Genomic DNA, 14,357 nt, shown 5'->3' on the forward strand with positions numbered 1-14,357 from the left:
GCGGAGCGCAGCGGAGCCTCGAGGAGAGCGACCGGCAGCCGAGGAGCTTAGTTGCATGGAGGATGGGTTTCTGCGGATTCTCGCGCTGGTTCTCCTCGAGGCTCGGCCGCGAACGGCCTCGCACCTCGAAGAGCGCGGGTGTTTGCCCGATGCAACCTCCTGACGCATAATGGCCGTTGCATCCGCAAGGCATTGATGAGGCCATCACCTCGGAGCTGCCGGAAGAACGGTCCCGCCCAGTCGGGGCTCACTAGAACCGGCCGCGGGCGACAACTGAGCGGGACGTCGACGCACGCCGACGTCCAAGAAGGGTGGTACCGCGGGCTTCGGCTCGTCCCTTCGCCGATGACGACGAAGAGGAACCGATGACCACCCCCAGTTCTGCAAACCTGTACAACGCGGTCCCCGCCCAGGTGGACTTCCCCGCGATGGAACACGACGTGCTGAAGCTCTGGCAGGAGCGCGGCACGTTCGAGGCGTCGCTGGCCAAGACCGTAAACGGCCAGCCGTGGACCTTCTACGAGGGCCCGCCCACCGCCAACGGCATGCCCGGCACGCACCACATCGAGGCGCGCGTGTTCAAGGACCTGTTCCCCCGCTTCCGCACCATGCAGGGCTATCGCGTCGAGCGCAAGGCCGGCTGGGACTGCCACGGCCTGCCCGTCGAGATCGCCGTCGAGCGCGAGCTGGGCTTCTCCGGCAAGCAGGACATCGAGGCCTTCGGCATCGAGCCGTTCAACGCGAAGTGCCGCGAATCGGTGCTGCGCCACGTCGACGCCTTCACCGAACTGACCGAGCGGATGGGTTACTGGGTGAACCTGGACGAGGCCTACGTCACGATGTCGACGCCGTACGTCGAGTCGGTGTGGTGGGGCCTCAAGCAGATCTTCGACAAGGGACTGCTGGAGGAGGACTACCGCGTCGCGCCGTACTGCCCGCGGTGCGGCACCACGCTGTCGGATCACGAGCTGGCGCAGGGCTACGAGGATGTCACCGACCCGTCGGTCTACGTGCGCTTCCCGCTCACCTCCGGCCCGCACGCCGGCGCCGCAGACCTGCTGGTGTGGACGACGACGCCATGGACGCTGGTCTCCAACACCGCCGTCGCCGCGCACCCCGAGGTCACCTACCGCCTGGCGACGCACCCCGAGCAGCGTTCGGTGATCATCGCCGAGCCGCTGGCCGAGAAGGTGCTGGGCGAGGAGTGGACCCTCACCGACTCGTTCCTTGGCAGCGAGATGGAGTCCTGGACCTATCAGCGCCCGTTCGAGCTGGTCGAGTTCCCGGCGCCGGCTCACGTCGTCGTTCTTGCCACCTACGTCACCACCGAGGACGGCACCGGCCTCGTCCACCAGGCCCCGGCCTTCGGCGAGGACGACATGGCGGTGTGCCGTCGCTACGGGCTGCCGTTCGTCAACCCGATCCGCCCGGACGGCACCTTCGAGGAGAGCGTCGGCCTGGTGGGCGGGCAGTTCTTCAAGGACGCCGATCCCACGCTGGTCGCCGACCTGGAAGAGCGCAGCCTGATGTTCCGGGTGCTCCACTACGAGCACTCCTACCCGCACTGCTGGCGCTGCCACACCGTGCTGATCTACTACGCCATGCCGTCGTGGTACATCCGCACCACGCAGCGCAAGGACGAGCTGATCGCGCAGAACGAGGCCACCAACTGGTACCCCGACTCGATCAAGCACGGCCGCTACGGCGACTGGCTGAACAACAACATCGACTGGGCGCTGTCCCGTTCGCGCTACTGGGGCACCCCGCTGCCGGTCTGGCGCAACGACGACGATCCCAAGGATCTGATCTGCATCGGCTCGCTGGCCGAGCTGGGCGAGCTCACCGGTCGCGACCTCAGCGAGCTCGACCCGCACCGCCCGTTCATCGACGACGTCGTGATCGAGCGCGACGGGCACACCTACCACCGGGTGCCCGAGGTGATCGACGCGTGGTTCGATTCCGGCGCCATGCCGTTCGCACAGTGGGGCTACCCGCACGCGCCCGGCTCCGCCGAGAAGTTGGAGAAGAACTACCCCGCCGACTTCATCTGCGAGGGCATCGACCAGACCCGCGGCTGGTTCTACTCGCTGATGGCGGTCGGCACGCTGGTGTTCGACGAGTCGAGCTACAAGAACGTCGTGTGTCTCGGCCTCCTGCTGGCCGACGACGGGCGCAAGATGAGCAAGCACTTCGGCAACATCCTGGAGCCCATCCCGCTGATGGACAAGCATGGAGCGGACGCGGTGCGCTGGTTCATGGCCTGCTCCGGCTCGCCATGGATGGCCCGCCGCGTGGGTGACCAGACGCTCAGCGAGACGGTGCGCAAGGTGCTGCTGACCTACTGGAACACCGTCGCCTTCCAGTCGCTGTACGCGCGCGCCGCCAGCTGGGCGCCGATGGGCGAGGCGCCGGCCGTGGCCGAGCGCCACGTCCTCGACCGCTGGCTGACCTCGGCCACCCAGGCCCTGATCCGCGACGTCACCGCCGCACTCACCGACTTCGACACCCAGCGCGCCGGCATCCTGCTGGCTGGCTTCGTCGACGACCTCTCGAACTGGTACGTGCGGCGCTCCCGTCGTCGTTTCTGGGCCGGAGAGCCCGGCGCGCTGTGGACGCTGCACGAGACCCTCGACGCGGTGACCCGCCTGCTGGCGCCGATCATGCCGTTCGTCACCGAGCGTGTCTGGCAGGATCTGTTCCACGCTGCCGATCCCGAAGGTCCGGCGTCCGTGCACCTGGCCGACTGGCCGGTGGCCGACGAGTCGCTGCTCAACCCGCAGCTCGAGCAGGCGATGCAGCTCACCCGCCGCGCCGTCGAGTTGGGCCGTGCGGCGCGCGCCGAGTCGAAGGTGAAGATCCGCCAGGCCCTCGGCCGAATCCTGGTGCCGAGCGCCATGATGGAGCGCCTCTCCCCCGAGCTGCAGGCCGAGATCAAGGCCGAGTTGAACGTGGAGAACGTCGACTCCTTCGCCTCCGCCGGCGACCTCGTCGACTACTTCGCCAAGGGCAACTTCCGCTCGCTGGGCAAGCGCTTCGCCAAGCGCACCCCGCTGATCGCCAAGGCCATCGCGGAGCTCGACGCCGCCAAGCTGGCCGCCGACCTGCGTGAGGCCGGCAAGGCCAGCTTCGAGTTCGACGGCGAGACCATCGAGGTCACGGCCGACGACGTGGTGCTGAGCGAGCGGCCGCGCGAGGGCTGGTCGGTGATCAACGAGCAGGGCGAGACCGTCGCGCTCGATCTGGAGCTGACGCCCGAGCTGATCAAGAGCGGCCTGGCCCGCGAAGCCATCCGGTTCATCCAGGACGCCCGCAAGAAGGCCGGCCTAGAGGTCACCGACCGCATCGTGGTGCGCGTCGAGGCCTCGGGCGAGCTGGCCGAGGCGATCGCCGCGCACGCATCCGCGATCGCCGACGAGGTGCTGGCCGTCGAGCTCACCCAGGGTGAGGTGGCCGAGCCTTCGGGCGAGGATCCGGAACTGGGCATCCGGCTCACGCTCCGCAAGGCCTGACCCGCTCCTCACTCGACTACCCACCCCGCCAACCGGCGCCCCTCCCCAGGGTCGCCGCTAACCAGGAAAATCGGCCAATGGCCCATTTTCGGTACGAGACACCGTAAAAGTGGCCACCACCCCACCTCCCGCTCCGGCGGACGTGCAGGGTAGTGGCCGATCTTCGGCGATAGACACCGGAAAATCGACCAATGGCCGATTTTCGGTATGAGACACCGTAAAAGTGGCCACCGCCTCACCCCCGTCCCGACGGGGATGCGGGTAGTGGCCACTTTTCGGCAACGGACTCCGGAAGATCGGCCAGTCTTGGTGGATCTTCCTTGTTTGGAGGGTGGCGGGAGGAGGAGAATCGGGCGGTGGTCGATTTTCAGCTGAGACGCAGAGTAGGGATGGTCGGCGCGGGAGGGATCGCCAGATCCCATCTGCCTGCCTGGCTCTCCCTCGGAGCCGATGTCGTCGTCTACTCGGAGGCTGGGGCCGACGCCCTGGTCGCGGAGTGCGGGGGCGGCACCGTCGTCGGCAGCCTCGACGAGGTGCTCGCCGCGAGCGACATCGTCGACATCGTCACCCCCACTCCGACGCACCGCGAGTTGGCCGAGCGGGCGCTGCGTGCGGGTAAGGACGTGGTGTGCGAGAAGCCGCTGGGCCGCAGCGCCGAGGACGCCCGGGCGTTGGCCTCCCTGGCGGCGGACCTGGGCCGCCAGCTCTATCCCGGCCACGTGGTGCGGTTCTTCCCCGAGTACGCGGCGATGCACCAGGCGGTCGTCGACGGCACGATCGGCGCCCCGGCGGTGGCCCGCTTCACCCGCACCGGGAGCTTCCCGACGTGGGCCGAGTGGTTCTCCGACGAGGCGCAGTCGGGTGGCGTCGTGCTCGACCTGATGATCCACGACCTCGACATCGCGCGCTGGGTGATGGGCGAGGTGACCGAGGTGTATGCGACGGCATCACGAGGGCGCTCCGAGTCCGGGGCTGAGGTCTCGGTGGCCGACGCCGTGCTCACCCACGCCTCCGGCGCGATCAGCAATGTACGGGCGGTGTGGGGCGCTCCTGGAACCACCTTCTGGACCTCGTTCCACGTCGCCGGCGACGGGGGCGTGCTGCGCTTCGACACCCGCGACGAGAAGTCGTTCCGGCTGGATCGCGGCGCCTCTGCCGCGGCCGGGGCGATGCTGCCGGATCTGGGCTTCGTCGAGTCGCCGTATCTGACGGAGCTGCGCGAGTTCGCCGAAGCCTTCGCCGGCGGGCCCGTCCCGCGCGTCTCGGCGCACGACGGCTTCATCGCAGTACGCCTCGCCCTTGCCGTCCTGGAGTCGATCGAGCGCGGCGCGGCCGTGGCTTTCGAGGAGGTCGCCTCATGAACCTTGGATCCGGAAGACGTCGTAGCCAGTTGATCTCGGCGACGAGGCAGCCCCAGTGTCTGCCGATCGGACACGGCGAGGCCGTTGTTCTCCAGGAGGTTGCGCGATGAAGATCGGCCTGTTGTCTTTCGCGCACGTGCACGCCGCGGGCTACGCGTCGCTGCTGCGCGAGATGCCCGACATCGAGTTGCTGTGCGCCGATCCCGACGGGGCCAACGGTCCCGCGGGCGAGGTGCGCGGGCGTGCCTTCGCCGACGAGCTGGGCGTGGCCTACGTCGATACCTACGACGAGCTCTTCGCCTGGGGGCCTGACGCCGTGGTGGTCTGCTCCGAGAACACCCGGCACCGCGACCTCGTGCTGCGCGCCGCCGCCGAGGGGGCGCACGTGCTGTGCGAGAAGCCGCTGGCCACCACCGTGGCCGACGGCGATGCGATGGTCGCCGCCTGCCGCGACGCCGGCGTCTTCCTGATGACCGCCTACCCCGTGCGCTTCTCTCCACAGTTCGCCGCGCTGAAGGCCCTGGTCGATCAGGGCGGCCTCGGCCACCTGCTGCTGGCCACCGGCACGAACAACGGCCAGATCCCCGTCGGCTCGCGCTCATGGTTCACCGATCCGGAACTCTCCGGAGGCGGTGCGATGGCGGACCACGTGGTGCACGTCGCCGACCTGCTCGACGCGCTGCTGGGCGGGGAGCAAGCCACGTCGGTGCGGGCGGTCAGCAACCGGATCCTGCATGCCGACAAGCCGCAGGTGCAGGCGGAGACCGGCGGCCTGGTCAGCGTCTCCTACCCGGGCGGACTCAACGCGACGATCGACTGCTCCTGGAGCCAGCCCGATCACGCCCCCACCTGGGGCGGCCTGACCCTCGAGGTGGTGGGCACCGAGGCCAGCGCAACCATCGATCCCTTCGCCCAGCACGTCGACGGCTTCAACGAGGCCACCCGCAACGGCGTCTGGCTGAGCTACGGCGTCGACCTCGACCGCTCGATGCTGGACGCCTTCCTCGACGGCGTCCGCACCGGTGTAGCCCCGCAGCCCGACGGCGAGGTGGGCCTCCGGACCCTCCGCATCGTCGCCGCCGCCCAGGAGAGCGCCGCCGCCGGCACCGTCGTCGCACTGTGAAATGACGCTCCTTGAGGCGCGGAGGCCCCAGGGCGCACTTCGAGACGCTCGTTCCTCGCTCCTCAGCACCCGGAACGAGCCCCAGGGCTGAAGCCTCGAAAGGAATATCCGGCACCCAAGAAACAGAACCCGGCCACGAGCGCTAGGGTCTGTTGCGAAAGTGGAAGTGGCCTACTACGCGACGCCCTGGCACGCCATCTGCTTCGTTGCACTCGTCAACGTTAGGTCCACTAGCGTTTTCCTCCTGCGCCTTGCATATGACGCACCATGACGCCGCTCGCTACGGCCACCACTTCCGCAACAGACCCTAGTTGCTTCGACACGAACGCGAGCATGGTCTCGAAGGGCAAGCGCAACCAGCAGGGTGCCACCAAACTTGGTAGCCCCCTAACCTCCAACCCACTCTTGTCATTCACATAACCTGAATCTATTATCATCTTTTGTGAAGACTGCACCCTCGGCGCTCACCCCGTTCCTGCGTTCCGACGCACAGGGAGCGGTCCTTGCCGAGACCATGCTCGACCCAACCCAGGAACTGTCGATCTCCGAGATCAGCCGACGCACAGGTCTGCTTCCTGCTGTCGCACACCGGGAGGTAACTCGCCTGATCGACGCTGACGTCCTGCGAGACCGACGTGAGGGCAACAACCGCTTGGTCCGTGCAAACACCGAACATCCTCTATGGGCACCGATGTCCCAGATCATCACCGAGACCTACGGGCCCGAACCACTGCTCCGCGCCCTGCTCTCACACGTGCCTGGAGTAGACAAGGCCTACATCTACGGCTCCTGGGCCGCGCGCCGCACAGGACAGACCGGCCCCCCACCCCGAGACCTTGACGTGCTGGTCGTGGGCAACCCGTCGAGGAGCACACTGCTAGATGTTGCCGAGGGAGCAGGGCATCGCCTTCACACCGAAGTGAACATTCACAGAGCCTCGCCCGACGCCTGGCACACCCAAACCGACCCCTTCCTCGCGACCGTCACATCCCGACCTCTCATCACCCTGATCGACGATGAGGAGCATCATGCCTGACCGCCGTCCGTCCCATCCTCTTGACTGGCGTCCCGACGCCCCGGCCACCGACTTTCTTGTCCAGCGCGGACAGTTGGAACGAGTCCAACCCAACCGAGCACACGCTCAAGCGCTTCTGGCGGAATCCCGACGACACCTTGCATCGGCCCGCTTGCTCGCAACAACCGACGGCGTGTCAGCGGCTTTCGTCACCGATCGCTGAGCTGCCCAACCGACCTGAGGGATGACGAACTGGACGGTCGCGTACATATGGCTGGCTATAGTCCTCGCTCTGTACGTATTACACAGTGCGACCAACCCAGCCAGCCATAAATCCAGACCTCGGCTCCACCGCCATCCGGAACACGACGGTCCCGACCACCAGACCCTGACCACCAGTCCTCAGACGCGGTCACGCTCTCCTCGAGGCTCGGCCGCGAACGGCCTCGCACCTCGAAGAGCGTGGTGTGAGGCGCCGTGACGCCACCGGAGACAGGCACGTCGAAGAGCTTGACACAGCAGAAAGGGAGGGTTTCCACCGAAGACGGTGGAAACCCTCCCTTTCTAGACCCCGCTGCCCCCGCGAGCCCTTCGAGACGATGTCCGCTACTCAGCCATTCGGCTCACGACTGTCTGCCGGGCGGACATCCCTCAGGGACTGGTGGGTGGGGCAGCCGATCGAAGCACCGACTGGGTGTTCCAGATGCGCTTCAACAGGAACCCGTGGTTGGGGCGGCCGGTCAGAGCATCGGCTGGGTGTTCCAGATGCGACGCAGGTAGTCGCGCATGGAGCGGTCAGAGCTGAAGTAGCCGGTGCGGGCGACGTTCAGGATGGCGGAACGGGTCCACAGATCCTGGTCGGCGTAGCGCTCCTCCACCTTGCCCTGGGCCTCGACGTAAGACGCGAAGTCGGCCAGGGTCATGAAACGGTCCTGGTTCAGCCAGTTGTAGGCGACGGAGTCGAACTGGTGCGGGTCGCCCTCGGAGAAGTGGCCCGACAGGATCAGGTCGATGGCGCCGCGCAGCTGCTCGTTGGACTCGTAGTAGGAGCCGGGGTTGTAGCCCTTGGCGCCCAGCTCGGCCACGGCCGGCTCGTCCATGCCGAACAGGAAGAAGTGCTTGTCACCCACCAGTTCGCGGATCTCGACGTTGGCGCCGTCGTCCGTGCCGATGGTAAGCGCGCCGTTGAGGGCGAACTTCATGTTGCCGGTGCCCGAGGCCTCCATGCCGGCCAGGGAGATCTGCTCCGACAAGTCGGCGGCGGGGATCAGTTTCTCCGCCAAGGTCACGTTGTAGTTGGCCGGGAAGGCCACCTTCAGGCGACCCTCGAGGATCGGATCGGCGTTCACCTTGGCGGCCACCTTGTTGATCAGGTGGATGGTGTCCTTGGCCATCTTGTAGCCGGGAGCGGCCTTGGCGCCGAACACGACGGTGCGCGGCGTGAGGTCGGCGGCGGCGAGCTTGCCGGAGAGCACCTGCTCGTATAGCGAGACGATGTGCAGCAGCTTCAGCGACTGGCGCTTGTACTCATGCAGGCGCTTGACCATCACGTCGAGCAGATGGCCGTCGGGCAGCTCGATGCCGTCGCGCACCTTCAGCAGCGCGGTGAGGCGGCGCTTGTTCCAGGCCTTCACCTCGGCGAACTTGGCGCGGAACTCCGGATCGTCGGCGTAGGGCTCCAGCTCCTTCAGGCGCTCCAGGTCGGTGACCCAGCCGGTGCCGATGGCGTCGTTGATCAGCTCCGAGAGCTTAGGGTTGGCCATCCGGACGAACCGACGGGGGGTGACGCCGTTGGTCACGTTGGTGAACTTCTCGGGCCACAGCTCGGAGAAGTCGGGCAGCACCTTGTCGCGCAGCAGCTGCGAGTGCAGGGCCGCCACGCCGTTGACCTTGGTGCCGGCGACGGTGGCCAGGTAGGCCATCCGGACGCCCTGCTCCGGGTGCTCGGCGATCATCGACATGCGACGGGCGCGCAGCTCGTCGCCGGGGAACTGCTCGCGCACCTCGACGAGGAACTGCTCGTTGATCTTGAAGATGATCTCCAGGTGGCGCGGCAGCAGGCGGCCGAGCAGGTCGGTGGACCACACCTCGAGTGCCTCAGGCAGCAGGGTGTGGCAGGTGTAGGCGAAGCACTGCTTGGTGACTTCCCACGCCTCGCGCCACTCGAAGTCGTTCTCGTCGATCAGGATGCGCATCAGCTCCGGCACCGCGATGACGGGGTGGGTGTCGTTGAGCTGGAAGTGGATCCGCTCGTGCAGGTTGTGCAGGTCGAAGTCCTCTTCGAGCTCGTTGTCGAGGAAGTCCCGCAGCGAGCAGGCCACGAAGAAGTACTGCTGCTGGAGGCGCAGCTCCTTGCCCTGCGGGGTGGAGTCCTCGGGGTAGAGCACCTTGGAGATGTTCTCCGCGAAGGTCTGGGCGCGCACGGCCTGGGCATAGTCGCCGGAGTTGAAGATCTGCAGGTCGAACGCCTTGGTGGCCTGTGCCGACCACAGGCGCAGCGTGTTGACGCGGCCGTTGAGGTAGCCGGGGACCATGTAGTTGTAGGGCACGCCCAGCACATTCCAGCCCGGAACCCACTTGGTGCGCTCGCGGCCGTCGGAACCGACGTAGCTCTCGGTATGTCCGGCGAAGTTGACCTGGACGGCCGATTCGGGGTGCGGGAACTCCCAGGGAGCACCCAGCTGCAGCCAGGTGTCGGGCTGCTCGACCTGACGGCCGTCGACGAAGGTCTGGCGGAAGATGCCGTACTCGTAGCGGATGCCGTAGCCGATGCAGGGCACGTTCATGGTGGCGAGGGAGTCGATGAAGCAGGCGGCGAGACGACCGAGGCCGCCGTTACCGAGGCCGGGCTCCACCTCTTGCGCACGCAGGGTGGCGAGGTCGAGGCCGCAGAGGCGCAGCGCGTTGTCGGCGATCTCGTTCAGATCGGCGGCGAGCAGCGCGTTGCCGAGCTGACGGCCCAGCAGGTACTCGGCGGAGAGGTAACCGACGGTCTTGGTCTTGGCCTCGTGGGTCTTGCGGTTGGTCTCGAGCCAGCGCGCCATGAGGTAGTTCTTCACGGTGCTGGCGAGAGCGAGGTACTGGTCGTTGGGGCTCGACTGCGACAGCGTCACGCCCTGGTTGGTGTTCAGCTCGTGCAGGAACTCGCGCACGAAGCCATCAACCGAGTGAGCGGGAGAGCCGACGGGCGCGGTGGCCAGCGGGTGCGTGGGAGTCGAGGTGGGACCGAGTGCGCGCACATCGGTGTTCGGAGATTCGTCCGCAACGTGGTTCTGTGTGTTCGAGAACTCAGGCATGGCGGACAGCCTAGTGCCTGAATCGGAAACGGGGATTATCGACGAGGGTCAGGGCGGGTGCGGATCCTCGCGCTGGAACCGTTGGACCTGCGCGTCTGCTCCTTGTCGAGGCTCACTCCTTCTCGAGTTTCGCTCCTTTCGAGGCTCGCTTCGCTCGCACCTCAAGGAGCGTTACTGAAGATCCTCGGACATGTCGGCTTCGGTGTGGCTGACGCCGGCATAGCGGAGGCAGTCATCGAGGATCCGCATCACTTCGAGGGTGTCGTCGAGGGGCATCGTCGGCGACTCCGTCTCGCCCGCGAGGATCCGCAATGTGGCCTCGGCGAACTCGTGGCAGTAGCCGTGGCCGGTGGGTGGTGCCTCGATGATCCTGGGCAGCACGCCTTGCCGGTTGATCGTGACGATGCTGGCGTGGTGGAAGCGCGGGTCGATCTCGACCCAGCCCTTCGAGCCGACGATGATCATCCGACCTGGGCCCGGACCGTCGAGCCCGCAGGCCAGCGACGAGAGGCCATCGGCGGAGTGTCGCAGCGTGATGCTGGCGGCGGCGTCGACGCCGTTGGGGTACAGCCGGGCCTCGCATCGGGTCTCGCGGACGTCGCCGAGGAAATCATGAGCGAAGCTCACCACGTAGACGCCGACGTCGAGCAGCGCGCCGCCGGCCAGTTCCTGGGCGAAGAGCCGGTTGGTGGGGTCGAAGTCTCGGTAGGCGAAGAGGTCGCCTTGCACGGCGAGCACCTCGCCGATGCGACCCCAGGCGACCACCTCGCGGGCAGCCGAGATCGCGGGCAGGAACCGCGTCCACATGGCTTCCATGGCGAAGACGCCCTTGGCGCGTGCCGCGTCGACGACCCGCTGGGCTCCCGCATAGGTGGCGGTGAAGGACTTCTCCACCAGCACGGCCTTGCCCGCGTCGATCGCGGCCAGGGCGAGGTCGTGGTGATGGGAGTTGGGGGTGGCGATGTAGACGGCGTCGATGTCGGGGTCGTCCAGCATCGCTCGATAGCTGCCATGGGCTCTGGCGACGCCGTGCCGACGGGCGAAGGCCTGGGCCCGCTCGGGGGTTCGCGACGCGACCGCAGCCAGCTCCGCGTCGGCGACGAACTGGAAGTCACCGGCAACCGCCTGCGCGATGCCACCGGTGCCGAAGATTCCCCATCGAACGCTTTCCATGGCCCAACTTTACCCGTCAGAGGCCGCCCGGTTAGGGCTTTCGAGCGAGCTCCTATCCCGCGGGACGCGCGACGCCGTGACCTCCGCTGCCACACGCTCTATCCTTGACCCGGCAAGAGGAGGAAAGCTATGGGTCGCATCGTCCAGAAGTTCGGCGGATCGTCAGTGGCGGACGCGGAGTCGATCAAGCGCGTCGCGCGTCGCATCGCCCGCACTAGGGCCGAGGGCAACGAGGTGATCGTCGTGATCTCCGCGATGGGCGACACCACCGACGAGTTGATGGACCTCGCCCTGCAGGTCTCGCCGTCGCCGAAGTCGCGCGAACTGGACATGCTGCTGACCACCGGGGAGCGGCAGTCCGCGGCCCTGCTGGCCATGGCGCTGTCCGACATCGGCGTCGAGGCGATGAGCTACACGGGCTCTCAGGCCGGCGTGCTCACCACGCCCACGCACGGCAACGCCCGCATCATCGACATCACGCCCGGCCGCATCGTCGCCTGCCTCGAACAGGGCAACGTGGCGATCGTCGCCGGTTTCCAGGGCGTCTCCCAGTCGACGAAGGACATCACGACGCTGGGTCGCGGCGCGTCCGACACCACCGCGGTGGCGCTGGCCGCCTCGCTCAAGGCCGACTACTGCGAGATCTACTCCGACGTCGACGGCATCTACACCGCCGATCCGCGCATCGTGCCCAGCGCCCGCCACATCCCCGAGGTGGGCTACGAGGACATGATGGAACTGGCGGCCTCGGGCGCCAAGATCCTGCACCTGCGCTGCGTCGAGTACGCGCGCCGCGAGAACGTCGCCGTCCACGTTCGCTCTTCGTTCACCGACAAGCAAGGCACCTGGGTGAAGAACCAGGACGAGGTCCGGAAGGAACCGCACATGGAGGAAGCCATCATCACCGGCATCGCGCACGATCGCGGCGAGGCCAAGATCACCGTCGCCGGAGTGCCCGACCGGATCGGCGAAGCCGCCGCCATCTTCAAGGCCATCGCCGACCACGACATCAACATCGACATGATCGTGCAGAACGTCTCCAAGCTCTCGGACGCCCGCACCGACATCTCCTTCACTCTGCCGATGGCCGACGGCCAGAAGGCGATCTCCGCGCTGGAGGCGATCAAGAAGCGGATCGACTACCAGGAGCTCCTCTACGACGATCAGATCGGCAAGGTCTCGGCCGTCGGCGTCGGCATGCGCTCGCACCCCGGCGTCTCCGCCCGGTTCTTCGACGCGCTCGCCGGCGCGGGCGTGAACCTGCAGATGATCTCCACCTCCGAGATCCGGATCTCCGTGGTGGTGGCGGCCGAGGACGTCGACCGTGCGGTGCGCGCCTCGCACAGCGCCTTCGGTCTGGACGCCGAGGAGAACGCCACCGTCTACGCCGGCACCGGGCGGTAACGGAGAGCCTCGGCACCATCCAGGACGACGAGGCATCGGGGTGAGCGACACCTGGCGGTCACGCGCTATGGACGTGGCCCGCTGGCTGGTCGTCCAGCCGCGGCCGGGCCAACCCCCGTTCGAGCGTCCCGTCGAAGTGGGGGTGGCGGTCTTCATCGCAGGCGGCCTGCTGCGTTTCGAGAGCGAGTTCGGCAATCCAGACCTGCCGTTTCTTGCGCACGTGGGGCTGGTGCTGATCTTCGGAGCCCAGGTGCTGCTGATCGCGGAGTGCCTGCGCCCGATGCGTCTGCTCCCGGCGGTGTTGGGACTGGCCATCACGGGCTTGGTGCTGATGATGGTCGCCCAGCTGGGTTGGGACGGCACCGTCATCTGGCGGGTCGACGTGTGGCTGGTCAGCCTGCTGGTCTATCTGATCCTGTTCCGGCCGCGCAGCATCGAACTCGCCCTGCTCGCGATCGCCGCCATCGGCACCACCGTCGTCGTCATCGCGCAGGCGAAGTTCGACTGGCGCGACCAGCTGCTGATGTGGGTGTTCACCCTGGTGACGCCCCTCATCCTGACGCTCGGCACGAGGGTCGTGGCGGCGATGGTCGACGATCATCTGGCCTACAAGGACAGCCTGCAGCAGAGCACCAAGACCGATCAGGCCGTGCAGGCCCGAACGGACGCGTTGTCCCGGCTGCGCCGCGAGATGCACGACTCGCTCCTGCACTGTCTTCAGTTGGTGGCCTCCCCTTGGGCCAGCATGACCCCGGATGAGGCCCGGTCCCTCTGCGCCGCGACGATCACTCAACTGCCGGAGGTGCCTCACGAGGAGAAATGGGCTCGCAGCGAACCCATCGGCGGGTATCTGCGCCAAATTCTCGACGACGAACCCTGCCTGATCACGTGGAGCGGGACCGGCGAACGCATCCCCTTGCTGCCCGCCACCGCCATCGGGAAGGCCGCGCGCGAGTGCGTGCGCAACGTGATCAAACACTGCACCCGGGCCGAGGCGGCGGTGAGCATCCGGTCGGAGAACGGGGCGGTGCGCGTCGAGATCGCCGACTCCGGTCCCGGTTTCACCACCGACGACGCGATGTCGCGCGGCGGAGGATGGCGTAACTCCATCGTCGAGCGTATGACCAGCGTCGGCGGCTCGGCAGAGCTGCACCGCAACGAACGGGGAGGCACCACCGTCGCCCTGAGCTGGCCCGCCCCCATCCCTCCCCTGCCCGAGCCACTGAGCAGACGCGCCCGGCGCAGGGTGGCCGTGACTCCGGTTCCCCTGGTGGTGGCGAGCCTGGTGAACGTGCTGACGAGCCATCAGGGGGTGGACATCGGAGTTGCGCTCGGCGTCTGGTTCGGCCTGAGCCGCCCCCTTCATTCGGTCCGGACGCTCTGTGAGTCGTCGGTTTCCATTTGATGGGTGCACTTTCGAGCGTACTCGGCTGGGGGTAGGTAGCCGAGCGAGGAGTGCCGGCGGTGGTGGTTGTA

The 14,357-nt window shown here is 67.2% G+C and carries 8 protein-coding genes; 6 read left to right on the forward strand and 2 right to left on the reverse strand.

Features of this window, described 5'->3' with window-relative positions; all coding sequences use genetic code 11:
- Positions 1-365: 365 nt before the first annotated feature.
- The 4 genes from ileS (at position 366) to P0D62_RS13150 (ending at position 7,029) form a co-directional block, all read left to right on the forward strand.
- Positions 366-3,509, forward strand: coding sequence for an isoleucine--tRNA ligase (gene ileS / locus P0D62_RS13135; protein ID WP_275703000.1), 3,144 nt, complete (start codon positions 366-368; stop codon positions 3,507-3,509).
- Between the two features lie 356 nt (positions 3,510-3,865).
- The gene (locus tag P0D62_RS13140) at positions 3,866-4,870 is read left to right on the forward strand and encodes a Gfo/Idh/MocA family protein (RefSeq protein ID WP_275703001.1); all 1,005 of its coding nucleotides are present in this window, start codon (positions 3,866-3,868) and stop codon (positions 4,868-4,870) included.
- Positions 4,871-4,976: 106 nt separating this feature from the next.
- A complete protein-coding gene (locus P0D62_RS13145) occupies positions 4,977-5,993 on the forward strand; it encodes a Gfo/Idh/MocA family protein (RefSeq protein WP_275703002.1) in 1,017 nt (338 codons plus the stop codon).
- Between the two features lie 442 nt (positions 5,994-6,435).
- On the forward strand, positions 6,436-7,029 hold the full coding sequence (locus P0D62_RS13150; RefSeq protein ID WP_275703003.1) for an ArsR family transcriptional regulator: 594 nt from the start codon (positions 6,436-6,438) through the stop codon (positions 7,027-7,029).
- A gap of 719 nt (positions 7,030-7,748) precedes the next feature.
- Here the strand turns inward: P0D62_RS13150 and P0D62_RS13155 are convergent.
- Together P0D62_RS13155 and P0D62_RS13160 are read right to left on the reverse strand one after the other, a co-directional pair.
- Entirely contained in the window at positions 7,749-10,304 is a 2,556-nt protein-coding gene (locus P0D62_RS13155) for a glycogen/starch/alpha-glucan phosphorylase (protein WP_275703004.1), read from the reverse strand.
- Positions 10,305-10,475: 171 nt separating this feature from the next.
- Positions 10,476-11,477: a Gfo/Idh/MocA family protein gene (locus P0D62_RS13160; RefSeq protein ID WP_275703005.1), complete on the reverse strand. Its 1,002-nt coding sequence runs from the start codon at positions 11,475-11,477 to the stop codon at positions 10,476-10,478.
- Positions 11,478-11,606: 129 nt separating this feature from the next.
- Here P0D62_RS13160 and P0D62_RS13165 point away from each other — a divergent pair, with 129 nt between their 5' ends.
- On the forward strand, positions 11,607-12,881 hold the full coding sequence (locus tag P0D62_RS13165) for an aspartate kinase (RefSeq protein WP_275703006.1): 1,275 nt from the start codon (positions 11,607-11,609) through the stop codon (positions 12,879-12,881).
- A gap of 40 nt (positions 12,882-12,921) precedes the next feature.
- Entirely contained in the window at positions 12,922-14,286 is a 1,365-nt protein-coding gene (locus P0D62_RS13170) for a sensor histidine kinase (protein WP_275703007.1), read from the forward strand.
- Positions 14,287-14,357 lie beyond the last annotated feature (71 nt).

The sequence above is a fragment of the Tessaracoccus caeni genome, assembly GCF_029211185.1.
Classification (GTDB): Bacteria; Actinomycetota; Actinomycetes; order Propionibacteriales; family Propionibacteriaceae; genus Arachnia; species Arachnia caeni.